Annotated in this window: 25 protein-coding genes; 15 read left to right on the plus strand and 10 right to left on the minus strand. The window is 42.4% G+C overall.

What is annotated here, in order from left to right:
• Positions 1-263: 263 nt before the first annotated feature.
• From sixA to EXT47_RS02620, 5 genes are all read left to right on the plus strand, one after another.
• Positions 264-725, plus strand: coding sequence for a phosphohistidine phosphatase SixA (sixA, locus tag EXT47_RS02600; protein ID WP_045987736.1), 462 nt, complete (start codon positions 264-266; stop codon positions 723-725).
• A gap of 556 nt (positions 726-1,281) precedes the next feature.
• Positions 1,282-3,585, plus strand: a complete 2,304-nt coding sequence (locus tag EXT47_RS02605) for a TonB-dependent receptor (protein WP_130125822.1) — start codon at positions 1,282-1,284, stop codon at positions 3,583-3,585.
• 83 nt (positions 3,586-3,668) lie between these two features.
• Positions 3,669-3,968, plus strand: a complete 300-nt coding sequence (locus EXT47_RS02610; protein WP_010374748.1) for a hypothetical protein — start codon at positions 3,669-3,671, stop codon at positions 3,966-3,968.
• A gap of 27 nt (positions 3,969-3,995) precedes the next feature.
• Complete coding sequence (locus EXT47_RS02615) at positions 3,996-4,649, plus strand: HAD family phosphatase (protein WP_130125823.1); 654 nt, start codon at positions 3,996-3,998, stop codon at positions 4,647-4,649.
• 165 nt (positions 4,650-4,814) lie between these two features.
• Positions 4,815-5,654, plus strand: a complete 840-nt coding sequence (locus EXT47_RS02620) for a DNA ligase (RefSeq protein WP_130125824.1) — start codon at positions 4,815-4,817, stop codon at positions 5,652-5,654.
• Between the two features lie 83 nt (positions 5,655-5,737).
• Here the strand turns inward: EXT47_RS02620 and yeiP are convergent, their stop codons facing one another.
• A complete protein-coding gene (yeiP, locus tag EXT47_RS02625; RefSeq protein WP_010606026.1) occupies positions 5,738-6,307 on the minus strand; it encodes an elongation factor P-like protein YeiP in 570 nt (189 codons plus the stop codon).
• Between the two features lie 83 nt (positions 6,308-6,390).
• Positions 6,391-7,722 carry a tetratricopeptide repeat protein gene (locus EXT47_RS02630; RefSeq protein ID WP_130125825.1) on the minus strand — a complete coding sequence of 444 codons (1,332 nt, stop codon included), beginning with the start codon at positions 7,720-7,722 and terminating at the stop codon, positions 6,391-6,393.
• Positions 7,723-8,880: 1,158 nt separating this feature from the next.
• On the opposite strand from EXT47_RS02630, the gene EXT47_RS23790 reads away from it, so the two are divergent.
• The 5 genes from EXT47_RS23790 (at position 8,881) to EXT47_RS02650 (ending at position 13,363) form a co-directional block, all read left to right on the plus strand.
• A complete protein-coding gene (locus tag EXT47_RS23790; RefSeq protein WP_165383786.1) occupies positions 8,881-9,018 on the plus strand; it encodes a hypothetical protein in 138 nt (45 codons plus the stop codon).
• 936 nt (positions 9,019-9,954) lie between these two features.
• The gene (locus EXT47_RS02635) at positions 9,955-10,788 is read left to right on the plus strand and encodes a tyrosine-type recombinase/integrase (protein ID WP_010605914.1); all 834 of its coding nucleotides are present in this window, start codon (positions 9,955-9,957) and stop codon (positions 10,786-10,788) included.
• Entirely contained in the window at positions 10,785-11,876 is a 1,092-nt protein-coding gene (locus tag EXT47_RS02640) for an IS91 family transposase (RefSeq protein WP_039493859.1), read from the plus strand. The genes EXT47_RS02635 and EXT47_RS02640 overlap by 4 nt, the downstream gene beginning before the upstream one ends.
• A 381-nt stretch (positions 11,877-12,257) precedes the next feature.
• On the plus strand, positions 12,258-12,734 hold the full coding sequence (locus tag EXT47_RS02645; RefSeq protein WP_039493857.1) for a hypothetical protein: 477 nt from the start codon (positions 12,258-12,260) through the stop codon (positions 12,732-12,734).
• A 125-nt stretch (positions 12,735-12,859) separates the two neighbouring features.
• Positions 12,860-13,363, plus strand: coding sequence for a hypothetical protein (locus EXT47_RS02650; protein ID WP_165383787.1), 504 nt, complete (start codon positions 12,860-12,862; stop codon positions 13,361-13,363).
• 110 nt (positions 13,364-13,473) lie between these two features.
• Here EXT47_RS02650 and EXT47_RS02655 read toward each other — a convergent pair whose 3' ends face one another.
• Positions 13,474-14,226: an abortive infection system antitoxin AbiGi family protein gene (locus EXT47_RS02655; protein WP_084204224.1), complete on the minus strand. Its 753-nt coding sequence runs from the start codon at positions 14,224-14,226 to the stop codon at positions 13,474-13,476.
• A gap of 21 nt (positions 14,227-14,247) precedes the next feature.
• On the opposite strand from EXT47_RS02655, the gene EXT47_RS02660 reads away from it, so the two are divergent.
• From EXT47_RS02660 to EXT47_RS02675, 4 genes are all read left to right on the plus strand, one after another.
• Entirely contained in the window at positions 14,248-14,568 is a 321-nt protein-coding gene (locus EXT47_RS02660; RefSeq protein ID WP_039493852.1) for a hypothetical protein, read from the plus strand.
• A gap of 85 nt (positions 14,569-14,653) precedes the next feature.
• Positions 14,654-14,995: a hypothetical protein gene (locus tag EXT47_RS02665; RefSeq protein WP_039493850.1), complete on the plus strand. Its 342-nt coding sequence runs from the start codon at positions 14,654-14,656 to the stop codon at positions 14,993-14,995.
• A gap of 253 nt (positions 14,996-15,248) precedes the next feature.
• A complete protein-coding gene (locus EXT47_RS02670) occupies positions 15,249-16,103 on the plus strand; it encodes a PD40 domain-containing protein (protein ID WP_039493847.1) in 855 nt (284 codons plus the stop codon).
• Between the two features lie 275 nt (positions 16,104-16,378).
• Positions 16,379-16,744, plus strand: coding sequence for a hypothetical protein (locus EXT47_RS02675; protein ID WP_130125827.1), 366 nt, complete (start codon positions 16,379-16,381; stop codon positions 16,742-16,744).
• A 217-nt stretch (positions 16,745-16,961) separates the two neighbouring features.
• Here the strand turns inward: EXT47_RS02675 and yghU are convergent, their stop codons facing one another.
• The 3 genes from yghU to EXT47_RS02690 all read right to left on the minus strand — a co-directional run bounded on the left by yghU (position 16,962) and on the right by EXT47_RS02690 (position 21,298).
• Positions 16,962-17,834 (minus strand): glutathione-dependent disulfide-bond oxidoreductase, encoded by an 873-nt coding sequence (gene yghU / locus EXT47_RS02680; RefSeq protein ID WP_130125828.1) that lies wholly within the window; start codon positions 17,832-17,834, stop codon positions 16,962-16,964.
• 205 nt (positions 17,835-18,039) lie between these two features.
• Entirely contained in the window at positions 18,040-19,878 is a 1,839-nt protein-coding gene (locus EXT47_RS02685) for a S8 family serine peptidase (RefSeq protein ID WP_130125829.1), read from the minus strand.
• A gap of 241 nt (positions 19,879-20,119) precedes the next feature.
• Positions 20,120-21,298: a multidrug effflux MFS transporter gene (locus EXT47_RS02690; RefSeq protein ID WP_010606035.1), complete on the minus strand. Its 1,179-nt coding sequence runs from the start codon at positions 21,296-21,298 to the stop codon at positions 20,120-20,122.
• 163 nt (positions 21,299-21,461) lie between these two features.
• Between EXT47_RS02690 and EXT47_RS02695 the strand changes: the two genes are divergently transcribed.
• Positions 21,462-21,932, plus strand: coding sequence for a hotdog fold domain-containing protein (locus EXT47_RS02695; protein WP_039493837.1), 471 nt, complete (start codon positions 21,462-21,464; stop codon positions 21,930-21,932).
• Here the strand turns inward: EXT47_RS02695 and EXT47_RS02700 are convergent.
• The 4 genes from EXT47_RS02700 to hppD all read right to left on the minus strand — a co-directional run bounded on the left by EXT47_RS02700 (position 21,929) and on the right by hppD (position 26,079).
• Entirely contained in the window at positions 21,929-22,324 is a 396-nt protein-coding gene (locus tag EXT47_RS02700) for a polymer-forming cytoskeletal protein (protein WP_130125830.1), read from the minus strand. The two genes, EXT47_RS02695 and EXT47_RS02700, sit on opposite strands and share 4 nt — an antisense overlap.
• Before the next feature lie 37 nt (positions 22,325-22,361).
• Positions 22,362-23,444, minus strand: a complete 1,083-nt coding sequence (locus EXT47_RS02705; protein WP_130125831.1) for a M23 family metallopeptidase — start codon at positions 23,442-23,444, stop codon at positions 22,362-22,364.
• A gap of 142 nt (positions 23,445-23,586) precedes the next feature.
• Entirely contained in the window at positions 23,587-24,900 is a 1,314-nt protein-coding gene (gene fahA, locus EXT47_RS02710; RefSeq protein WP_130125832.1) for a fumarylacetoacetase, read from the minus strand.
• 132 nt (positions 24,901-25,032) lie between these two features.
• On the minus strand, positions 25,033-26,079 hold the full coding sequence (gene hppD, locus EXT47_RS02715; RefSeq protein WP_130125833.1) for a 4-hydroxyphenylpyruvate dioxygenase: 1,047 nt from the start codon (positions 26,077-26,079) through the stop codon (positions 25,033-25,035).
• Positions 26,080-26,286: the final 207 nt, after the last annotated feature.

The raw sequence follows: 26,286 nt of genomic DNA on the forward strand, positions 1-26,286 counted from the left end.
TAAAAGATAACTGAAGGTAATTAGAATTTCATTTCATGTTAATCCTTCATTTGTTTTAATATAGCGAACAAACCAGTGAGATAGCTACCGGTTTAGAAGAAAATAATACCAAGCTGCATATGTGAGTAGTCAGCAAGTATAAGATCCCGAGTGTGAGTGGCGTAGAAGGGAAAGGCCATTAGCGACAATAGGTTAAACGTGGATCTCATCACGCATAAGTCCGCATATACGTAGGGTGATTTAAACAGAAGGTGCTGAACAGTATGAAGACTATCTTGATAATGCGTCATGGTGAAGCTGAACCCATGCAAGCCGACGATGCAAGCAGAAATTTAACCGAACAAGGATTACAACAAGCCAAGGATGTAGGTGAATGGTTGAAACAATATTTTGAGATAGACGCAGCACTTGTGAGTCCCTTCGTCAGAGCACAACAAACCGCGGAGCAAGTGCTTGCACTTCAAACTCCTAAATTTGTTGAAACCTGTTCAGATATAGTACCGAGTGGATCAGCACACACAGCTATCGATTATTTAGAAACACTTATCTCTATGTATCCAACATACCAAACCTGGATTTTAGTCGCACATATGCCAATAGTTAGTTACTTGGTAGACCGTTTGTGCCCGGATACAATGCCTATCTTCTCGACTGCCGCGGTAGCTATAATTGAATACAATGAACAGACTGGCCGTGCCGAATTCACATCGATGCAGTTACCTTAAGCCTTTTATTCATAATTGGCATAGAAAGGCTAAAACTTCCCTTTAATCGGTCTAATGTCCTCTTTTTAATTTTGTTTGAACTTTATCATTACGCCGGTGTCATATCATTGGCATTGCAATCATGGTTTCCGATATGGCCAATACGTTTGTTTGGGCGCAAATTTGTATTGTTTAGGTAACCGGCACAGTTTCGACCACTGTGTTATGGTTCTGTTATCGGTAAAGATGGTTTTTTGGAACTTATATACCATTAAGTTTAAAGGACAATTGTCCGCTTTTTTGTGTTTTTTGTTGCTAAATGTTGTAAACTGTCAGCTAACGTCGCTGAAAGTTGCAAAAAAATTGATTTTTTAGTTCGGTTTATAAAGCAAAGTAGAAATTACCTGCTATAATTACCGCCGTCTCGTTCAGCCTTACAAAGTTGTATCGCACTCTCGACTGTAAGGTCCGCGTTATTGTATTCAAATCGCGAAAAATTGAACGTTCACGCCAAGTGAAACGGCGCCCAAATTTTAAACCGTTGAACAAAGAGTGCACTAAAAGGTCGAAAACCAACATGAAAGCAATGAAAAGATCTACGTTAGCTACCCTTATTAATGCTACGTTGTTCTCTGCTGTGGCAGGTACTTCATTTTCTGCACTTGCTGAAGAAGAGCAAGCCAAAAAAAATCAACTAGAAGTTATTCAAATTACCGCACGTAAACGTGTTGAAAACGCGCAGGAAGTACCTGTGTCTGTTTCAGCGCTTCAAGGTGATAACTTGAACGCTTACAGCTCAGCGGGTATGGACATTCGCTTTATGAATGCGAAGATCCCAAGTTTATCGGTAGAATCTTCGTTTGGTCGTACTTTCCCACGTTTTTACGTACGTGGATTAGGTAACACAGACTTCGATCTAAATGCTTCTCAACCTGTATCTTTGGTTGTTGATGAAGTGGTTCAAGAAAACCCTATTCTAAAAGGCTTCCCTGTATTCGATATTGCACGTATTGAAGTATTACGTGGTCCTCAGGGCACGCTATTCGGTCGTAACACGCCAGCAGGTCTTGTTAAATTTGACACCGTTAGACCAAGCCAAGAGTTTGATGGCTATGCTGCTGTTTCTTATGGTAGCCGCGGCGCGGTAGACTTTGAAGGCGCAGTAGGCGGCTCAGTAACTGAGCGTGTATCAACGCGTATTTCTGCATTGTGGCAGGAACAAGAAGACTATATCGATGTAAAAGCGCCAGGCTTCGAGAAAGAAGACTCTCTAGGTGGTTACAGCGAGCAAGCCGTTCGTGTTCAATTCCTATATGAAGGCGATGATTTTAACGGCCTACTTAACTACCACTACCGTGATTTAGATGGTCGCCCAATTGCATTTCGTGCGAATCTAATCGAAAAAGGCACAAATAACATTAACCCACTGTATGACAACGATGTGGTATACCACGATGCGGCCTCTCGTTCGACGCAACAGGTTGAAACTCAAGGTTTGAGTCTAAAGCTTGAATGGGACTTACCTGAGCATACTGTAACGTCAATTACTGCTTGGGAAAGTGCTGAAATCTATTCTCGTGCAGACGTTGACGGTGGTTACGGTGCTGACTTCCTTGGTTTCCAAGGCCCAGGTATCATTCCATTTGCTTCTGAAACAGCTGACGTTATTCCTGAGCATAATCAGTACACGCAAGAGCTTCGTTTATCTAGCAACTTCTCTGGCGATTACAACTATCAGGTAGGTATCTTCTTATTTGAAGAAGATCTCATGATTGAAAGCTACAGCTTTGATACATTTGCATTTGATGCTGGCCTTGGTCAGTACGGTGCACAAAATGGTTATGCTTACCAAGATCAAGATACATCAGCATGGGCGGTATTCGGCTCTTTTGATTACACCGTATCTGATGATTTAAAAGTAACAGCTGGTTTGCGTTATTCTGACGATGAGAAAGAGTTTTACGCCAAGCGTACTAAAAACCCAACACCTTGGAACGGCTCTCCAGACGTACTTGATGGTACCGCTAACCCAAGCGATAGCCACGTAAGCTGGGACTTAAGTGCTACTTATAAGCTAACTGATGACGTAAACTTGTTTGGTCGCGTAGCTAACGGTTTCCGTGCTCCAAGTGTTCAAGGCCGTATTTTGTTCGGTGATGAAGTGACTGTTGCTAAGTCAGAAACTACCAACTCAATTGAAGCAGGTATTAAGTCAGACGTACTTGATGGCCAAGGTCGTGTAAACGCGACAGTATTCTACTATCAGATGGATGACCAACAGCTAACGGCTGTAGGTGGCGGCTCAAACTTCAACCGCTTAGTGAATGCTGATAAAACAACCGGTTATGGTTTCGAACTTGATACCGAATGGGTGTTAACGGATGAGCTAAATGCAACCTTTAACCTAAGCTATAACAAAACTGAGTTGGAAGATAAAAACTTAGCAGTAGCGGTTTGCGCGCAGTGTACCGTGACGGATCCGACCTATATGGTTGAGGGTGCGAACGGTCCAGAAGCTCGAGCAATTTTGGATGGTAACAGCTTGCCTCACGCTCCTGAGTGGATCGCAAACGCAACACTTCGCTACACGAAAGAGTTAGAAGGCGGCGAGTTCTTTGTATATGGTGATATGTCTTACCGTAGTGAAGTAGACTTCTTCTTATACAAATCAGTAGAATTTGAAGGCGAAGCGTTATTTGAAACAGGTCTTCGTACTGGTTATATGTGGTCTGAAGGCGATAATGAATATGAAGTGTCAGCCTTTGTTCGTAACCTATTTGACGAGCAAGTGGTTATCGGTGGTGTAGATTTCAATAACAACACCGGTATGCTAAATGAAGCGCGCTTCATTGGTGCTGAATTCAAAGTGAAATTCTTCTAATTCACGCTACAGTGATTATAATAGAGTAACTAAAGCCCGCATTAAGCGGGCTTTTTAATGAAATTTTTATGTTAGGAGTGGATATGTCAGGTTTTTGGAATTATCGAGTGATATATTGTGAAGCAACAAAAGACGAAGCGGCTTTATATCAAATCCATGAAGTGGAATATAACTTAAATGGTAAGGTAACGAATTGGTCTGAAACGGGTGCAGCACCCTTTGGTCGTTCGATGGAAGAGTTGCAAGCGGATGCAGATAGACTGAAGTCAGCTTTCGATAAGCCAATTCTAAAAGTGATTAGACAGCCACGAGGCTATACATTAGTTGAAGTTGATAGCGGTGAAGAAGCAACTGCTGAGCCACCAGCAGGGATCAACGGTTAATTAATACAACCAAATTAAGGAGTGTAAATGCGTTTTCAGGCAGTTTTATTTGATTTTGACGGTACATTAGTTGATTCAGAAACACTCCATTACCAAAGTTGGATGAAGGTGTTAGCCCCGTATCAGGTTACTTATACGGAGCATGACTTTTGTGATGAGTTTTCGGGTGTACCAACGCTTAAAGCCGCGCATATACTCAAAGAAAGACACCAACTTGCGCCTTCTGCCCGCGATTTATGTGATGAAAAAAATGTCGTCTTTGTCGCAACTGCTGCGGAAGTACTCCCTAAGTTAATGCATTTTGCAAAGCAAGTTGTTGAATTAACCTCAACGCGTTGTCCAATCGCACTCGTGACAGGAAGTAGCAAAGCAGAAGCGCTTCCTGTTTTACAACACTACCGGTTATTAGAGTTATTTTCTGTCATTGTGTGCAAAGACGATGTAGAACAGCCGAAGCCTCATCCAGAACCTTATCGTAAGGCGCTTGCTGCGCTAAATATTGCGCCACACGAAGCCGTAGCAATAGAAGACACCAGCACAGGATTAACTTCAGCCAAGGAAGCTGGGTTAACTGCGGTTGTCGTGCCAAATATGCACTCTAATAAACAAGATTTGAGTCTTGCCGATCATTCATTTACCGATCTAGAAGCGGTTTTTGACTGGCTTTGCCCTGAAAGGTAATAGCAATTGGTATAAACAGGGGACTGTTAGTCAAAGCTGTTCGATTTTACAAACGTCGATTCTTGTGTAATCTTTAAGTGTGAAATTTGTTAATTTTTAATATCGGCGAACGCAAACAATGCACCAATTCGCTGGTATTAACTATCCACTGCAAAGGATTATGCTATGCGATATGTACCATTCTTATTCTGTCTATTATTAGGTTTTTCCAATCTCCTTTATGGAAGTGAAACCCACACAAAAATCCAGCTTGCTTCGCTATATCAAGGCGACGAAGATATTTCTAATTATCTTGTTAGTGAAAAATTCGATGGTGTTAGGGCCATTTGGGATGGCTCGCAACTGCGTACGCGTGGTGGTCACTTAATTAAGGCGCCAGACTGGTTTACGCAAGGGCTACCTGATACATGGTTAGACGGCGAGTTGTGGGCTGGGTACAATAACTTTGCTTTTGTGAGCGCGATTGCAAGACGCCACTCGCCTAATAATGAGCACTGGCGTCAAGTGACTTATTATGTATTTGATGCGCCAAATTCTACAGAAATATTCTCCCAGCGTCATGAGCGTTACTTAAGCCTACTAAGCCATATTGAGTTATCACACATCAAACCCGTCAAGCAGCTATCATTTGGCTCCGTTGATGAGCTAAACGACTATTATCATGATGTCTTAAAGCGAGGCGGTGAAGGGGTTATTTTGCATGCTAAAAATGCCAAACACGAAGATGGAAGAACAACCAATGTATTAAAATACAAGCCGTACCTTGATGACGAAGCCATCGTGATTAAGCATTTACCCGGCAAGGGAAAGTACCAAGGGATGATGGGATCGCTATTGGTGAGAGATGAACAAGGTATGGAGTTTAAAGTTGGGTCGGGGTTTAGCGACGAAGAGCGCGCATCACCACCACCGATTGGTAGTCAAATTACCTATCGATATCAAGGATATACTAAGTTTGGTAAACCGCGTTTCGCGCGATTTTTAAGAGTAAGGCCAAAGTTATAGAATGGCACTACTGCTGCAAAGAAAACTTGGGGGTTTTTAGACTATAGCGAGCACTACGGCTCGCTATCAAAAGTGCAATGGACTTATTCTGCACGGCCCATGAACTTAGATTCAGCAGTGTTGATCTTAATTTTGTCACCGCTTGAAATATGCTCAGGAACTTGAACAACAAGGCCTGTCGTTAATGTCGCAGGCTTTGTTCTAGCGCTAGCAGATGCGCCCTTGATTGAAGGTGAAGTATCTTCAATCACAAGCTCTACGCTTGAAGGCAAGTCGATAGAAACAGGCATGCCCTGAACCACGACGATAGATAAACCTTTCGTTGATTCATCGATAAATAACAATTGCTCAGCAATAGACTCTTTATTTAGGTGGTATGGCGTGTAATCTTCATCATCCATAAACACATATTCATCACCATCTACATATGAAAGCATTGCAGGGCGGCGGTTAAGATCTGCAAGTGTCAGCATTTCTTCCGCTTTAAAAGTTTCATCTACTTTAGAGTTATCTACTACATCGTACATACGCATACGGTATAGGCTACCACCAGCGCGACCTTGTGGTACTGAGCGCTCAATGTCACGAACAATCATTACGCGGCCGTTATACTCGATCGCGGCATGTTTTTTTATTTCACTTGCCTTTGGCATAGCTTAATTCCTAATACAAATAAAGTTGGCACAATATAATCATTTTTCGGCTTTTTGGCGAGTTTCAAAACTCATTCTGAGCCTCAAATACCGTATAAAGTCGTCATTTCTGAGTACTTGATCCCAAAGTGCTGGTCAAACCAACGGTTGATATAGTCATGTTCAGGTTCAAGCTTGGCACAGCGTAGAATATTTTCACCTTTATTGGTGCCAAGTGCCTGCCCACAGTAATTTTGCTTCCAAGTTAGCGTAAGATCTTGAGAGAATTTTTTGAGTAATTCGTCAAAGGTCTTTTCTGTTATTTGTGAAAGATTAAGAAAGTCTGGAGACAGCGGGGTGATATCAAGTTGTTCAAAATCAGCCTGATGTGCACGGGTTTTATTATGCTTACTATCGCTTGCACTGCCTTTGATATAACGATGGGCTAAACTCGCCTCATAATTAACGTTGATATCAAATTTCTCATCGTAGATGGTCACCGGGTAAGTGAACTCTCTTGTGACTTCTACGGTGTGCGTCTTATCTGAGTTATTTGGGTCTGGTCGTTCAACTTCCTGTTGATAATGCTTACGCTGGATATATTGATTGCTAGTGCGGTAATAATCTGCATCTGCATATAACTCTAATGAAAGCTGTTGACTGCCATCACTATCAAACCACAGGCTATTATTAAATACCGTATTTAGGCTTGAGATAAATGCGCCATATTGTCCTCTGATTGAGTTGCCAAAGCGCAAGCCAATATCGACACGATCTCGTATGTTCATCGCAAAATAACGACTTTTATCTTGGTTATCTACACGTAAACGTTTTGGAGTTTGCCACGCTAAACAGTATTTTTCCGTGAAACTTTTTAAATAGAAACGCTGCCCACTGACCTGTCCTGCAAGTTCATCACACTTTTTCTGCGCTTGCGTTCTTAGCGTGTCATAGTGGGTGCTCATGGCGCTTGCTAATTGCGCATTACTGATCAGATGGCGATAGTTATGTTCAAACAGCTTAAACTTATCGGGGTAGGGCGTATTTGAGAGTGAACGGGCTTCGTCGAGTAGCCATTGCCTCGCATAATCTAGTTCTTCTCTTTGGGTATTTGCCATCGCGCCGGTCGGCTTCATTTGCCATTGTGCTTGGTTCTCTACGATTTCTTCTAGCCTAGTTGCAGCAGCGGTGTAGTTATTTGCTAAGCGCAGCATACGTACATCGATAAGACCTTTATCTATAAGCTTATCTCGCGCCAGTGTTAAGCCTTGTTTCGCTTCAAGATCTTCTGGGTCCTCCGCGAGTGCTTGTGAATAATATTCAGCAGCTTGGCGGTACATTCCCGCTTCGTAAAGTTTATTACCTTTATAAACTAGCGATTTACAGCCGCTAATAGCAGCCAATATTGCAATGATGATGGCGGTTTTCTTGATCATAATATCATTCCATTCGCGCAAAAAGTTCCATAAGCACAGTTATTGATTTTAGTATCCATTCGCTTAGCGTACAGGTGCACCCGTTCCTAAGCTTTTAACAGGCTTATAATACAGGGTTCTGGCGAAATCTACATCACTGAATTGTTAAGATTTTGTTTTGGGAGGTATTGAATCTTGCTGTGTTGGTTTGTTGTCCTCCTGACTGGTTTCGACGCCCATCCATGGGCTACGACTTACTTTTCTTTGATGCCCAAAGAATCGTTGCGCAAAAGAAAGGGCACTTCCGACATCACACTGACTCTTCAAGTAAATTGCCAATATGAACGTCACCGCTGTGTTGTTTTATTGTCCTCCTGACTGGTTTCGACGCCCATCCATGGGCTACGACTATCTTTTCTTTGCTTGCCCAAAGAAAAGATAGCAAAAGAAAGGGCACTCCCAACATCACACTGACTCCTCAAGTAAATTGCCAATATGAACGTCACCGCTGTGTAAGGGACATCCCTGTCCCTGTCACCGCTTTTCACGCATCCATGCGTTGAAATGACTCATTGGCACTTTACTTTCGGGTGTGATGAGGGAGACACAAGGCGCTGATAAATTCTTGTGGTGCTTGTAAGCGACTTAGCTGCTTCAGGAGATAAAACCAGAACTAACAGACAGCGCGATTTCCCCTCCATCACACCCGAAAAGCATAAGCCGATATGCAATGTGCCGACAGGATGTCGGCCAAGTCTTGTCAGGCACAAGGACGTGCCTTACAAGACGGTTGCACTATATCGGCTTAGGATTTGAGGATTGAGTGTGATGCTGGGGCGACGTTTTCTTGGTTCGCTCGATCGCGTCGTTTCAAAAGAATGAACGAGGAGCGCATGGATGCGCTTTGATATAAGCCAAGGAGGGTAAGGCTAATATGTCCTCCTGACTAGTTTCGACGCCCATCCATGGGCTACGACAACCTTTTCTTTGATGCCCAAAGAATCGTTGCGCAAAAGAAAGGGCACTCCCAACATCACACTGACTCCTCAGGTAAATTGCCAATATGAACGTCACCGCTGTGTAAGGGACATCCTTGGCCCTGTCACAGCTTTTCACGCATCCATGCGTTGAAATGACTCATTGGCACTTTACTTTCGGGTGTGATGAGGGAGGAAAACGGTGCTGAGAGATTTTTTGGTGCTTACTGGCAAATTTGTTGCTTTTGGAGAAAAACTAGAACGCACGGTCAATATTACACCAGAAAAGCATAACTTCTCGGCGGGTGAACCATCTCCCACAAAACTATTTGTACTGTGAGATCGGAGCCGCAATTTTTTGAGCTTGTAAACTACTCTATCGCTAATAAGAAAGTGGAAATTCCACAGGCGACTTATTTCCCCTCCATCACACCCGAAAAGCATAAGCCGATATGCAATGTGCCGACAGGATGTCGGCCAAGTCTTGTCAGGCACAGGGAGGTGCCTTACAAGGCGGTTGCATTCTATCGGCTTAGGGTTTGAGGATTGAGTGTGATGCTGGGGCGACGTTTTCTTGGTTCGTTCTTTTGCGTCGTTTCAAAAGAATGAACGAGGAGCGCATGGATGCGCTTTGATACGTACCATGGAAGGTGATTTTTCCAAAAGACTCGATACGATGAGTAAAATCAGCCCGTCCTCCTGACTGGTTTCGACGCCCATCCATGGGCTACGACTTACTTTTCTTTGATGCCCAAAGAACAAGTAAGCAAAAGAAAGGGCACTCCCAACATCACACTGTCTCCTCAAGTAAATTGCCAATATGAACGTCACCGCTGTGTAAGGGACATCCTTGGCCCTGTCACAGCTTTTCACGCATCCATGCGTTGAAATGACTCATTGGCACTTTACTTTCGGGTGTGATGAGGGAGGAGAACGGTGCTGACAGTTTTGTTTGGTGCTTGCAGGCAAATTTGCTGCTTCAGGAGATAAAACCAGAATTAACAAGCAGAGCTATTTCCCCCATATTCAAGAAAATGCGCAAGTTGCGCATTTTTATCTTTCTCAAAAAATCGTAACTTGAACTTTTAATAATGTTGGCAATGAGTTATCAATTTTGTTAAAACTAAATCAATCATAAAAGTGCGCGATTGCAAATCAGAAATATGCGCGATTTGCGCACTATTAAATTGTTGAACTAAGCCGCTACGCGGAGATCCTACTCTCACCAACTGAGCCACACTTACCTTGAGGTTATCCCATAACTTGGAGGTAAGTCATGAATCCACTCATAGAACAAGTCAAAACAGAAATAGCCTACCGAGGGTATTCGCAACGTACATGCAAAAGTTACTGTGAGCATCTACTTAAACTGAGTCACTATTTCAATAAACCACTCGATTCCATTACTGATGACGAACTGAATATCTTTTTTAACGATCCGGCAATTCGTAAGCTCTCTAGAGCAAGCCAAAAAGTACAAATAAATAGTATTTGGTTTTTGTTTAAACATATTTTACATCGACCGCTGAACCTAGATATCGCATTACCAAAAGCAAAGACTCGCGCACCAACCTATTTATCTCGAGATGATATTCGGCGGCTGATAGAAAACTGTACGGATATGCGATTAAAAACGTTAATTGTGGTTTGCTATGGTTGTGGCTTACGCATTGGTGAGCTTTTACATATTAAAGTGCAAGACATTGATGGAAAGCGAAAAACCATTTTGATTGAGCAAGGTAAAGGAGATAAGTCACGCTATGTAGTGGCCTCCGATAGCGTACTCAACCAATTACGCAGTTACTGGAAAATGTATCACCCAACAAAGTGGATGTTTTACTCACGATGGTTAATGGATAAACCCATGTCAGCATCAAGCTTTAGGAGACCATTACGTGAGCATGCACAACATTGCGGTTTAACTCACTGTAATCCACATGCATTACGCCATGCTTATGCAACACATCAACTTGAATCAGGCATGCCATTGCACCAACTTCAACATCAGCTTGGACACAGTGATATTAAAACCACGCAAAGCTACTTACATTGGTTACCCGAATTGGGGCATGGCGGTGTTGATTTACTCGCAAGTTGGGTTAAACCATGAGCACTTTACATCTCGCGGATATTTTAAATTCAAGTCTTAGTAATTACCGCCAAAATCATACAGTGAGCTACCAACAATTGCGTGTTTGTCAGCACCTTCAATCATGCAGAACAGGTCAGCTCGGTTATCAAACATGGCAATGTGATAACTGCGGTGAGTCACAGCAGATTGGGTGTAGTTGCCGAGATCGGCATTGTCCACGATGTCAAGGAATGGCAACGACAAGGTGGATACAAAAGCAGCAAGAAAACTTATTGCCATGTCGCTATTTTCACCTTGTTTTTACGCTTCCTCATGAACTTAATGTCATTGCTCACTATAATCCAAGTACCTTATATCAGTGTTTATTCAAGGCCGCATGGCAAACCCTGAGTAAATTTGCTAACCGAAAAGGGCATGGCCAATTAGGAATGACTAGCGTCTTGCATACTTGGGGGCAAAATTTAAGTCAGCATATTCACTTACACTGTTTAATCCCAGCAGGTACGCTCAATAAGCTCCAATGGAATGAGATAGAAAAAGGGTATTTATATCCCGTTAAAGCGTTATCAACGGTCTTTAGAGGAAAAATGCTAGCGGCGCTTAATGAGTTTAATACTTCATTCGTGAAGATAAACACGCCGGCAAAATGGTGCGTGTATAGCAAAGCCTGTTTAGCTTACAGTGAAAAGCTAGTAAGTTACCTAGCACGGTATACCCGAAAAGGGGTGATGTCTGAATCACGTTTAGTATCAGCAAATGCACAGTCGGTGAGCTTCAAATACCGAGATTACGCAGATGATAATCTTGATAAAGTGATGACACTGAGTAATGACGAATTCTTACGGCGTTATTTGCAGCATGTACTACCGAAAGGATTTATGCGTATTCGGCATTACGGTTTTTTAGCCAATGCATGTCGCAAGCGAAAGTTAGCGCTGATAAGGTCGCAGGCGTCATGCACATGCAGAGCAAAGAGGCCAAAGACAGGAGAAAACGTGACATTGATACCGAATTGGCCTTGTCAGCATTGTAAGGTAGGTATCTTGCGGCTAATTGGCGTATTCAAGTTAGATGCAACACCGACCAAAGTAGACCGAACGAGTTAGCTGCTAGATAGCTGCGTAAAATCAATTAGTTAACCTGCTTAATTGCTCAGGCTAGCGGCCTATGTGTGCATAAAAAATATAATTGCTTATTAAGGCAAATTTAGGTGTAATGAATACATAATAAGCGCTGAGCAATGCAGGGAAAGCTTACATAACACTAGCTAAACTGATTACACTAGCTAAACTGATTACACTAGCTAAACTGATTACACTAGCTAGGAAAGTGAGAGCCTCTAAAAAGCAAATTCCTACAGCATAAACAACACCAACTCTGTCACACCGAGCAGGTAGCAGCTCAGTCCAACAAGCGATTATGCAACACAAACTACGTGTCGCATAAATACTAAAATGTTATACGTATCGAAGGATCGGTGTAGTAATATGAAATACTTTTCAATTTTTTTGATTCTACTTTCAATTGTTGGCTGTAAATCTACTCGAAATACCATCGAATACACTGACCCTGGTTTTTATCTTCAACCAGTCTTAAAAATGAAAGTAGTACCTACTTTTTCGAACCCTGTTATCTATGAGGTTACTAGGCACAAACCCTATCAGTTAATAACTACAACTTATGAGGGCGCTGGTGGTTATGACTGGAAAGGTATTAAATCAAAGAAACGTATTGAATTAACAGAAGAACAGTACTCAAAGTTAGTTAGTAAGTTAGAGAAAGCACTGGTGTTTCCGAAAGATAAAACTCTAGGAATGGATGGAGATACTTGGATGCTAGAAAGCTCTTTGTATCAATACACTGCCGTAGCATATTGGGAGCCAGAATATCAAACACATAAACGTGGGCTTGAAGATTTTGTAAGATTAAAAAGTTACCTTGAACAATTAAGCCGCGAGAAATAGGTGTAAGATACGTATAACAAACAGTTTAAAAGCGGACAAAATTCGGTTGGCTGTTTTCGCTCTGCTTCACATTATAGCCAACCAAATTTTGCCTTTTAACTGAGGCGTTAGGAGTTTATTTAGAATTGTCTTTGTTCTTTGATATCGTGGAATTCTTGGCTGTATTCCTACTGGCAGTAGAAGCAATAAAACTCAACAATTTAAATGCATTTGTTGAAAGGGTTATAAGACCATTGTTATCTCATGTTAACCCTAAAATAAAATGGGTTGGAGATGGCGAGAGCGAAAAACTTACATTCATTGAAAGGAATGCTGTTCACTTATTCTTTTTAGGGTTTTATCTAATAGGCATTGCATTAATATTTTTAGTATTTTATAAATTTGATTTTAATTTCATGAATTGGTTACTAAACGCTGCGCCGATTTATTGGTTCCTTTCATTGGTCGCTGCATTAATTTTGCCTCTTTTTGTAGGTTTCCTACCTTACCAATTTTTAGTTTGGTCTCTAGAAAACTCAATAAAAGCACTAGTTTGGGTGCAGGTGAAAACGCATACAGGTATTGTTGGAATATTAGGTTTTACTCTCTTTTCAATACAGTTCATTGGGAGGAGAATTATCAACTCCTAACAAACGCTTTAACCAAAAAGGACGCAAAACAGCAGGCTTGCGCTCCTTCGTCGCTAATTTTAGCCTGCTATTTTGCGCCGGTTAAGCGAGGCGTTATGTGCAACCTCAAGTTACAAGTCCGTGTGTATCTGCTCAGCTGTAAGAACTCGCGTTAGTAGTTTATCCATATCGTCATAAGGAATGTTTCCGTTTGTTTGTTTGAGATGGTGAACAAGAGTTTTAATGTCTGATTCGTCTTTAACAATCAGGTACTTGATATGGCTGATATCAAATTTTAATACTTGGTTTTTAATTTTTTGCATTGCGATTGATCGCAAAGGATCATTTTCTGAACTATTAAAAATTTCTTCTCCCATAACCATTAGACAATCTGCACAAGTATCAGGCACAAACCTCCACTCTCTCTCATCATAAAATCTATAGTTTTCATAAACAGTGCTCTTTCGAATTAAATCGGCCTCATAGTTCTTGATGTATCTGAAAACATCGTAGAAACAGCGATTTGCTTTTGGTAAATGGTCGATATCACCTTCAATTTCATGTACAAACTTGTCGTAAGCTAGGTCTAAACACTGACCAATATTAGATTGCTTTTCTATGTACAATACTGGATTGAGTTTTGCTTGTTCAGCCCAAGTTTTTGTTAATCCTATACCGTATTTGCCATACTTTTTGACATGATCTTTAATTTGCGATAATGGAATGTCGCAAAAGCTTACCATTGGCACGTACATTACATATTCTTTATTATTCAAGAAAACAGTTTCTTTACAATAACTTACTCTAAATCCTGATGTTAATATTCCAAGAAGTGCTTTCTTCGTATTTGTAAAGTGAATTAATGAATTTGAACTAAGTGCCATGTCTAATTGTCTGTATGATTTATGTGCAATCTATTACTTATAGCACATAATTCCTTTGAAATATTAGACTTAGTAAAACAAGCCTACGAGATAAACAGTGAAAAACTTGGTGGCAGCGATTTAGAAAAACAAAAGAACATGACCATTATTGAAAGGGGAGCGAGAGCGGAATACCTGTTCTGGGCTGGTCGAAACCTAGTCGCGGCACTCTTAACTACTTGTATTTATGCTTTATCAATTTACATTATATTTGAAATCATTCTTGTTCAAGCTGGAAGTGTAATAGAAATGGCTGGATGGAGTGATTTGACAGAACTTTTTAGGCTGAATGGTAAGTTATAACAAATTAATTAACTTCGCACCTTCGGTGCCGGACGCAGCAAAGCTGCGCCGGTTATTAAGGCGTTAGGCATAAGGAAGTTTAGACATGGCATTGACCGTTAAAGATGTAAATCTACTTTCTGAGTATATTTCAGGGGTGATGTCTCGTGCAGATCATCATGCGGGGAATGTTGAAGAAATATCGTTAGCTTTGGCAGGTGCCATACTATGGCGAAAAGATGATGCCAATATAAAAGTAATGGCTCACGGAAACGCCACAAAAAACGTTCTCTGGGTAACTATCAGTGGTACAAAGTACGCGTTTTCATACAATCATGATTCTGAAAAAATTGAAATGCGTGAGGGTAGCACCCAAGGGAATACCATGCATGAATTTGATAATTCAACCCCATTAAGTTCATTAGTAAGTATATTTAAGTCGCTATAAAAATGCCTAACAAGCCGCTCAAATTCGTTGCGGCTACAAAAAAACGTGGCCTCCACCGGACTCGCTAACGCTCGCCGTTAAGCGGGGCGTTATATGTAACTCAATAAGTTGATTATCGCCGTCAGAACAAAATCATTTAAAAGTCATTAGGACGTCAAGTATTTAAAAGTCAGTTTGGTTAATTTGACAGCTAATTTTATCAAATTTAATCGATGTGAAATAATTTGCTGATTATAAAATAAGGACAAAAATCATGAAATCTAATTACCGTTTCGTATTTCTGCTACTTCCTGTGTTGATAATGAGTAGTGGAAGTCATGCTCAGGATGACTTTTCAGTGTTAGAGGGCCCTTATCTTGGGCAACATCCTCCTGGCTTAATGCCTGAAGTTTTCGCCCCTGGTATTGTATCGAAAGAGCATCGTGATTGGACCGGGCGCTTCTCACCCGACATGAAAGAGTATTATTTTACTAGGAACAATAAAAAAAGTAGAAAAAGTACGACGCTTGTTTTTAAATTCGAGAATAATCAATGGCACGAGACAGTATTGGGCCCCCGGATGGGTGGATCTATCTCGCCTGATGGTAAAACGATGCACTCTGGAAATAAGTATAGGGAGCGCACCGATAAAGGTTGGTCAGAGTTAAAAAGTCTTGGTCCCCCGTTTGAGGGCATCCCTATCATGGTCCTTACAGCTTCCGCTAATGGCACCTACGTTTTTGATGAACGAACAGAGATTGGCACCATTCGGTATTCCAGGTTGATAGATGGAAATAGGGAAGCACCAAAAGCATTTGGCAAAGAAATCAACGCAGGAAAATGGACAGCTCACCCCTTCATTGCCCCAGATGAAAGTTATTTAATTTGGGACAGCGAACGAGAAGGCGGGTACGGCGATTCGGATTTGTATATAAGTTTTCGACAGCGAGATGGTTCATGGGGGGCCGCCATTAACTTAGGGGATAAGATAAACACAGAAGGTCCGGACACTGGAGGAGTCGTATCGCCAGACGGAAAATATTTTTTCTTTAATAGAAAGATTAGCTCAGAAGATTCCGATGTATATTGGGTGGATGCGCAGTTTTTTGAGACACTTAGACCTGAATAATAAACCATATAACAATCGCAGCAAGAGCGACGCCAAAATACGGCGCGTCTTCTGCGGGCGTTAATTCAAAGAGAATTTAAGTGCAATTTCCAGAATTAGAAATATCTCGGTTAATTCTTAATAAGCTATCAAGAGATAACAGTCTTGCTTTGTTAGCTATTTTTCCGACGAAAACGTGGTTAAGTTTTACGATATTGAAGCATATAAAACTGAACATCAATCATTAGCGCTGATAGACTATTTTCAATAGTCGTTTTACCGAAAGTAGGTAATCAATGAAACGCATGCTGATAATCTATCTATTTGCCTCGTGGGGTTGTACTGGTTTAGCTTGGATCAACGGGGCTATTCTTTTATGGGATGGTTTTGATAATGCGGAGTATCGGGCTATTACTTTCGCGGTCGCACTGCTTTTTGGCTTGATCGGTGGCACTGTTTTTGGGGTGGAAAGAAGCCTGCGTAGAATCTACCGATGTTCCGACAATACTTCAGAGGGGCAGGGGGGAGCAAAATCTTCCAGTGCTTGGACATTACTCTATGTATGTCTTATTTTCGGAACGCTTCTTATAGGTGTGATAATGGGAAGCGGTTTAGTCGCGATCGTCGGAAGATTACAAAGTGGATTTCATATCTTTGGGTAAACACTAATGCAGATGTGTTCGACGCTCTAATAAGAAAGTGCTGGCTAAAGTGCTACAAATCCGTTGAAGAATACCACCAAAGCGTTTTACGCTTCTAGCAAGGTGCTAACACTATTCTTTTCTGATACACAGACAATCGGGTTTGATTAAATCTGATTAATCAAACCTGATAGATAGAGCTAACCCCTGTTAAACCAAGAATTAAACCAAGATAAGGTTATGGTTCTAGTTTGTCTTGGGTGCTGGTATCAAAGTCGCTGGCGTCGTGTCTTTCATGAAGCTGCTCATGAGGCTCTCCCCATGTTTTATTTACCATTTTTCCGCGTTTGACCGCTTCTCTTGAGGCGATGAGTCCAGCCCAGCGGATCACGTGTTCATAGCCATTGACGTCTAAAAACTCTGCCGCATCATATAGGTGTCCTTGGGCTAGCACGCCATACCACGGCCAGATTGCCATATCAGCGATAGTGTATTCATCGCCACAAATATACTCTCTTGTGGCTAGGTGTTGATTTAGTAAGTCCAGTTGGCGCTTTACTTCCATCGTGTAGTGGTTGATTGGATATTCGTAGTGCTCGGGTGCGTAGGCATAGAAGTGACCAAATCCACCACCAAGTAGTGGTGCAGCCCCCATTTGCCAAAATAACCAGTTGAGGCACTCGGTGCGTTTTGTGGGATCTTGAGGAATGAACTTTTGGAATTTTTCAGCTAAATAAAGCAAAATGGAGCCAGATTCAAAGATTTTGGTAGGTTCCTTGGTGCTGGTATCTAATAACGCGGGGATCTTAGAATTTGGATTAAGTGCAACAAATCCTGAGCTAAATTGCTCACCTTCCATGATATTAATTAAAAAGGCATCGTATTCTGCTTCTTTTACCCCGGCAGCTAAAAGCTCTTCTAGCAAGATAGTCACTTTCACGCCGTTTGGGGTCGCGAGGGAGTAGAGTTGTAACGGGTGTTTGCCTTGCGGTAGGGACTTTTCGAATCTTGCGCCTGCAGTAGGGCGGTTGATATTTGCAAACTTACTACCATCGCCACTTTGCCATGGCCACTGCCAAACTTTAGGTGGGGTATAACCCGATGTACTCATTTCATGAACTCCTTCTGTGACTGTCCAAATCCATTATAGAGTGTAGAAGTGAAATGGAAATGAACAAATCTTTGTGGATACAGGCTTACTCGTTGTGTCCAGATCTTAAGAGAGGGATATGAACAAGCTATCAACAAAAGATGGGAAGAGTAGTAGAATAAAAAAATGCCGATCAAAAGACCGGCATTCTTGAATTGGTTGGGAGTTAAAACACAACAGTTTGTGTTGCTGAACAGGCCGCAGTGCTACCTTGTTCGCACACTTGGTAGCCGTATGTACCGCCGCCTTTAACACTGATGCTGTCTGTATGACTATTATCATTGCTAGTTGTGACAATTTTACTACCGTTACGATAAATATCGACTTGTGACGTGCTTGCGCCGTTCCAGCTTAAGTCAACATAACTGTTACCTTTTTGCTTATAACCCGAAGCTGAAAGCTCAACGCTCGTTGTGTTATCACCGTCACCTGAGCCTGTACCACCGCCAGCACAACCATTAGCGGTTAAGTAAGCGCTCGCATCTGCTGCTTTAACGATACCGTAACCAAAGTACACATCTTTACCTGCAGCGCCCGCATCTGCTGCGGTTGCTTTTAATGCACTACGGATTTCTTCACCAGTACACTCTGGGTGGTTAGACCATACCAATGCTGCAAGACCTGCAACAGCAGGAGTCGCCATTGACGTGCCGCTCATTAAGCCATAATCACTCGTACCAATGCTGATGTTCGCGTTTGTAGCGGCCATCAACGCAGTGCGATCTTCAAATGCAGCGCCAACCGCTGGGATTGATGTGCTGTTAGTATCACCTAAAGTGCCGTATAGCATGCCAGCTTCATTATTTACGATAATCGCACCGATACCACCAGATGCTTCACAGTTTGCTACTTTATCGTGGAATGAAATATTACCACGGTCAATTAGGCACACCTTACCGTTTGCAGCGCCATCAGTTGCTTCAGCGGTGCCCATAAAGTAAAGCGAGCCTGAAGCGTTACCACTGTTTTCCATTGCTGAACTTGCAAACGCCGCACCGTCAGCGGTCATGCTTGAAGAAGTCGCCATGTCTGCTGGGTAAGTTGAAAGTGTATCAACACCGCCTGCAGTTACCTCTACACAAATATGCTCGTCGTTAGTCGCGCGTTTTCCACGGCCAGAAGTACAGCTTGGATACTGAGAAAAGTCTGCAATTTGATTATCTGCATCGTTTGCACCGATCATCATTACTGAAGGATAGCCTGCAGGATATGAACGAACATTGTTGCCATCGTTACCAGCTGCCGCAACCACTAAGCCACCAGCATTACGGAAGTTTTCAAATGCGTTTGATTCTGTATTGTTTGAGCCACCGCCGCCCAAACTCATATTGATGATGTTTGCACCTGCTTGTGAGCATAGGTTTGCTGCGTGAGCAAGATCAGAAGAGTAGCCCCAGCCTTCTGCGTTAAATACTTTAATAATGTGCATTGGCACGCCAGGTGCCATGCCGATAACACCAATATTATTGTCAGTAGCACCGATAGTACCGGCTACGTGTGTGCCGTGTGGACCACCATTTTCATACCAATTACCTGTGCCGCTGTCATTATCACCGGTGATATTACCCCAAATGAAATCAGTGTTTGATTGGTCAAGACCTGAGTCAATCACACATACTTTCATGCCTGCATTCGCATCGAAAGTAAGTTGATCAGCTTGTGATTGGTACACAGCATAAGGCGTAACCTGTTGCTGCATTGGGTTACCTGCGTCGTCGTTATAAATCCCCAGTGGGTAACGCTTTTGGTCTGCTTCAACGAGTTTGATGTGTGGGTTGTTTAATAAGCCTTTTACTTGACTAAGATCTTTGCCAGTAAAAGTTGCAGCGAAGAAGCCATCGCCATCAACGTGCAGCTCAGCGCCAAGCTTTTTAGCAAGTGCTTTTACGACGCCTTTTTTCGAATTATCGACCTGAATGATGTATCGATCGTCAGATGCCTGTGCTTGTGACATAGCGCAAGCGCCAGCGATGATTAGTGCCCCAGTTAACTTGTTTAATTTCATTGTTATTTTCTCAGTTACATTGCGTGAATATTGTTGTTAATAAAAACTAACAACTTCTTAACAGTGGTTAGCATATAACCAATAACAAGAACTCGTAAAGAGTAAATTATGCAGATTTGTGGAATTAATAAGAATATTTAATTACTTTAATATAATGTATGGTTATGATAGGACGTCTAACCATACATCGTAGTTATTAATAAAGGAACTGTACTGATAATTGCTATTATATCAATTCTAATTAAGCAGCACTGTGAAGCTGATGACGGTGCTTTGTAGCCAGCAATAGCAGGAAAGGTAGTGCGAGTAGTAAGTGCAACGCGAGTTGAATAGGGGCATCCAATGCTAGTGGTTGCGTCATGGTTGCAAGCACCCCTGCGCCACTCATCTGTAGTACCCCAATCAACGCTGAAGCCGTCCCAGCTTGTTTCGCAAACCCAGATAATGCTTTACCTGCCGCTGCTCCAATTGTAAATGCAAAGCCGACTGACGCCATATACATAGGCAATACAAAATGCGCTATTTCAGTTTGTGGCAAAGCCAGTAACAACAGGCCGCTAAAGCTAAAAACGGCAAGGCCAAAGGTGAGTGACTTCTGGCTATTGCGCTTGATGAAGTGGGGAGCAATAAAACTTGCGACAATACTCAGCGCCGCATTGCCAGTAAACCAAAACGTGAAGTCGGAAACACTGCCGCCCATTTTTGCCATGATCCACCCCGGAGCCGAAATCACAAATACCAGCATTGCAGCCATACCAAGCATCGCTAAGGCGGCATTGTAAATGAAAGTCGTGCTACTGAGCATCGGCTTAAAACGTCTCAAATCAAGGATATGACCGCTGTAATGTGTATCTTCGGGGCGAGTCTCTTTATAGATAAGAGAAACCAAGATGAGGCCAACAACGGCAAAGCCAAACAAAAAGCTAAAATTACTTTGCCAGCCAAATTCGACGGTGAGCCATGCACCTAAAATAGGGGCTAATGCTGGGATAAAACATACAATACCGTTGAGGTAAGTGATCATTTGGCCACTGCCTTTGTGTCCAAAGCTATCACGAACAATAGCAAAAGCGCTGACGAAAGTGGCGCAAGCGCCCAGGCCTTGTAGCACTCGAGCTACCATCATAAGTGGCCAAGTGGAGACTGTGCTTGCCATCACGGCGCCAAGTGCAAACAACACGATTCCAACCAGTGCGACTGGCTTACGGCCATATTTATCCGCAAGCGGACCTGCAATCAATTGTCCAAGACCCACAGCTAACATATAAATACTCACAGTTTGCTGAATTTGGCTTTCTGATACTTGAAGGCTGGACTGCATGTCCACAAACGCAGGTAGATAGAGATCGATACCTAAAGGGCAAAAGATAACAAGTAAAGCGAGAATAAAAATCAGTGCTTTTGAATTTGATTGGGTCATGGCGTCTCCTTTTGGCCGTTATTGTATTGTGGAGAATGAGAAAAGACAGGACAAAGCGCCGATTTAGCAAATTTTTAAGATATTTTATTCGCTGATAATTGTAGACGGTTGATTAACTGGTCAGATGTGTTAATTTTAAGCAAAATCATTTTAGAAAAATCTTATGTCTGCACCACTTTTAAAAATTTATAAAAGGATGAGTTGGTTGCCATTTGGTAAATGGATGTTCAGTAAGGCGGTATGTCGTAAGGCACCTTACTTTGGCACCATTAAGCCTAAAATCACACAATTGAAGCCCGGCGTTTGTAGGGCCACAATTCGTAACCGTAAAGCCATTCATAACCACATAGGTACGGTTCACGCTATTGCTCAGTGTAATCTTGCGGAGTTGTGTGCTGGAGTCATGACAGACGCGACCATCGACCATAAAACCCATCGCTGGATCCCAAAGGGGATGTCAGTGCAATACCTAGCTAAAGCCGAGACCGATCTACATGCCGTGGCGCAAATAGAATATCCGCGAACATGGCAAGATAAAGAAGAGCTAGTTGTACCGGTGGAAGTTTTTAATACTGCGGGAGAGAAAGTGTTTCACGCCGACATTAACATGTATATCAGCGCGAAAAGATCTTAATTGTTTATGATTTGATCGTCAGCAGAGTCAATTGCCGTGACGTTATTGGCCCGCTCGTTACGGTGCGTCAGTTTACCATCGACATGCGCACCGGCTTCAATCGTTAAGGTCTCGTGTTCGATATTGCCAAATACTTGAGCGCTAGGAAGCAGCGTAACTTGTTTGGCCTGAATATCACCTTCGACCTTACCTAATATCGTCAGTTCATTGGCTTGGATATTACCTTGTACTAAACCTTTATTGCCGATGATTAGTTTTTCGATGTCGAGGTTACCATGGACGGTACCATCTAATTGCAGTTCACCTTCGCAGACAATATCGCCCGTGACTTTAGTGCTTTGAGCAATAATGGCCGGGACGTCGTTTCGTTGATTTTTAAAAGAGTTAAACACGAGTGCCTCGCTACCGCAGCGCAATTGCAATTATATGTTACTTATTGAATGCGCGAGCGATTTTAATTGGGTTTAGGTGTTTTTTACCTTGAATCACTTCATAGTGCAAGTGTGTCGCCGTACTTCTTCCTGTGCTACCCATTAATGCAATTACATCACCTTTATTGATTTGTTGACCCGCTTTTACTTTGATGGTGTGAAGATGACCATAGCGTGTGGTGATATCGTTGGCGTGCTCAATTTCGATAAAGTTGCCATAGCCGCCATTTTTCCCCGCTCGTTTAACGGTGCCAGAAGCTGGAGCTACGATCTGTGTCTTGTGCCAACCTGCGAGATCGATACCTTTATGATAGGCACGGCGACCAGTGATCGGGTCTTTACGAAAACCAAAAGCACTGGAGACATAATATTTTTCCTGAGCGACAGGCAATGTATCTGGCAGTTGACCAATCATCGTCGCTAACTGCGCATAAACAGCGTATTGGTCAATGGCATTAATAAAGCTGGCTTCTACCAATTCTAAGTCGGCTTGGAAGTAGGGACCACCTTGTGCTTCTGAGAAGTCAGATGATAATTGTAACCCTGCACTGTCGATGGATTCTTGCATCGCTGCAATTTCAGCGCTGAACGATTGCCCAAGTTGTTCGCTGAGCTGTCGTTGCTGGATGAGTAGGTGACTGGCTTGGGGAGCAAATTCGGTTGTGGTACTTGGTTGTGAGCTGTTAAGGTCTGTCGGTGTTTCTTCTAGCTCGCCTTCCACTACGTTGTCGTCAGTTGTTTGAGTCGAATCAACCAATGATTCAAGCACACTGTGCTGCTGTGACAGTTGGTCAAGCATGCCTTTTTGCTGTGCTAATTGTGCTTGAAGCTGTGATTTTTCTTTTTGCCACTTGGCTTGCAGCTGCGCTAAGTTTTGTTGCTCTTTAGTGAGCTGGTCACCGTTTTCTTGTAATTTGAGTGAGGCATTGGCTATCCAAATGGCGACAGCAAGCAAAATCAAAATCGAGCAAGCTTGAACCCAAGATGGCAGTTTCAGCATCTTGACAGTTGCGTCTTGACGAACAATTAATTGAGTCGGCTTAAACAGCTTTAGATATAGGTGCTTGAGTACTTGCAACATTCAACCTCGGATTTAAATCAGCGCTACACTCTAACAATTTTTAGTCAAATTTCCAGTTTTTAGAACTAAAAAAAGGCATGAAATCATCATGCCTTTGATTTAAAAGTAAATAAAATTGCGATTAACGCACGAATAATTGCGATTATTTTGCTGGAAGTACAGTGCCTTCAACACAGCCAAAGCCGATACGGTTGTAGCCTTGGGCTTCACACCAACCGCGCATAATTACTTTATCGCCATCTTCTAGGAACTTACGCTCTTCGCCGTTTGCAAGCGTGATAGTTTCTTTACCGCCGCGCGATAGTTCGAGTAATGAACCCGCTTCTACATGCTCAGGGCCTGATTGCGTGCCTGAACCTAGCATATCACCCGGTAAGAAGTTACAGCCATTCACAGTGTGGTGTGTAACCATTTGCGCAACTGTCCAATAGCTGTGCTTGAAGCTGGATTCAGACAGTTTGCTTGGTTTAGCGCCTTCGCTACGCATTTTTTCAGTCTCTAGTAAGACATCCATGCGAATATCAATAGCACCAGACTCGCGGTTTTGCGTTGATTCTAAGTATTCTAGTGGTTGTGGATCGTTTTCATCACGGTGCCATTGAGTACGATATGGTGCAAGTGCTTCGGTGGTTACAACCCAAGGAGAAACCGTTGAAGCAAAGTTTTTCGCAAGGAATGGACCTAATGGTTGATATTCCCAAGCTTGCAAGTCACGTGCAGACCAGTCATTGAATAAACAAAAACCAAAAACGTGATCTTCAGCGTCTTTAATTGCGATAGAGTCGCCAAGTTCATTACCTTTACCTAGGTAAATACCTAGCTCTAATTCGTAGTCTAGACGCTTACAAGGACCGAATGACGGCGTATCTGCATCTGGTGCTTTGGTCTGGCCTTTAGGGCGAGGGAACGTTTGACCTGAAACACCAATTGACGATGCACGGCCATGATAACCGATTGGTACCCACTTGTAGTTTGGTAGCAGTGGGTTATCAGGACGGAACAGGCTACCTACCGCTGTTGCGTGATAGATAGAGGTATAAAAGTCGGTGTAATCGCCAATGTGACAAGGCAAAGCATATTCCACGTCATCTTGTGCAACCAATGCGCCTTCAAGGCTTGATTGCAGCTCAGAACCTTCACGTAATGCGCGAGACAGGGCAAGTCGAAGTGCTGACCAGTACTGCTGGCCCATACCCATAAATTCATTTAATGCTGGGGCATTTGCAGCTTCGGCGGCCTCAGCTGCATCGCCTGTAAATAGGTTAGCGTCAACAACAGCGCCAAGGTCTAGTACTTGATCGCCAATCGCAACACCGCCGCGAAACTCTTCATTACTGTTCTTACGACGAAATACTGCAAAAGGTAAGTTTTGAATAGGGAAATCAGTTCCAGTCGCATTCGCACTAGCTACCCAACTTGTTAATTGGATGTCGTGTGTTTCATTAATTTGAGACATTGCCTTTCCTTTAATTTTGGCTTTCAACTTGAGTTATGGTCAAAAGTGAAAAACTCAAGTCGTAATAGCAATTTGATAAACCACAAAAAGCAGCTATCACTAGCTGCTTTTTTATTAATTTGATATGTGTGTTTAGATTACACCACGGCGCTCTTGGTCGCGCTCAATTGACTCGAATAACGCTTGGAAGTTACCTTCACCAAAGCCGCCATCGTCAACACGTTGGATCATTTCGATGAAGATTGGGCCAAACAGGTTTTTAGTGAAGATCTGTAGTAGGTAGCAGTCTTCGCTTTGGCTATCTACTAGGATTTGGTGCTGTCTGATCTTTTCTTTATCTTCTTTAACCCAAGGCACACGGTCAAAGATAGTGTCGTAGTAGTGATCTACGATATCTAAGGTGGCAATGGTGCTCTTGTCTAGTTTATCTAGTGAGCTAACCAAGTCGTCAGTCAAAAATGCTAAATGCTGTACACCTGGACCATTGTACTCATCTAAGTACTCATCGATTTGGTTGTTGTTGTCGTCTTTACCTTCGTTGATTGGAATAGAGAAGGTGCCACATGGTGACTTAAGTGCATAAGAAAGCAGTGCCGTTTTTTGACCTTTGATGTCAAAGTAACGAACTTCAGTAAAGCCAAATACGTCTTTATAGAAGTTAGCCCAAGTTTCCATCGTCCCTTTGTAAACATTGTTTGTTAGGTGGTCGATGCGCTTAAAGCCTTTGTCTTCAACAATCTTTTGCTCTTCTAGGTCAACGAAGTCTTGCTCGTAGATTGACCCTTTATCACCAAAGTTTTCGATGAAATAGATAAGGCTATCGCCGATACCGTAAATCGCTGGGTATGGTAAGTCTTTGTGTGTTGAGTCAGTCGCAGGTTTTGCACCACGCTCAACCGCAGTATCAAACGCCTTTTGCGCATTTTCTACACGCCAGCCCATAGAGCAAATTGCCGGGCCGTGGCTTTTAGCAAACTGTGCTGAGAAGCCTTCACGCTCGTTATTCAACAGGAAGTGAATATCGTGCTGGTTGTAGTAAACGATATCTTTGTCTTTAAATTTCTTTAGTTTTGAGAATCCAAAGTCAGTGAATACTTTATCCATGTAATCAGCGTCTGGTGTTGCATATTCTGTAAACTCGATGCCGACTAGGCCTAGTGGATTATTTACTTCACTCATTGTTTTACTCCCGTATTAAGCACTGGGTGACTTGTTAGTATTTATGACTGGATGATTAATCAAATTACTGCAAAGGGGAAGTTAGAGGCAGTAAATAGCAGTAGGAGACTTTGTAAATTTAGTTGCACAATTGCCATGTAAAAGACACAAAATTGACACAGGCGTGACGATAATTATTTTTGCTTAAATTTTGACTAAAAACAGCAA

Origin of the sequence: Pseudoalteromonas sp. CO342X, assembly GCF_004208915.1 — a bacterium.
Lineage (GTDB): Bacteria > Pseudomonadota > Gammaproteobacteria > Enterobacterales > Alteromonadaceae > Pseudoalteromonas > Pseudoalteromonas maricaloris.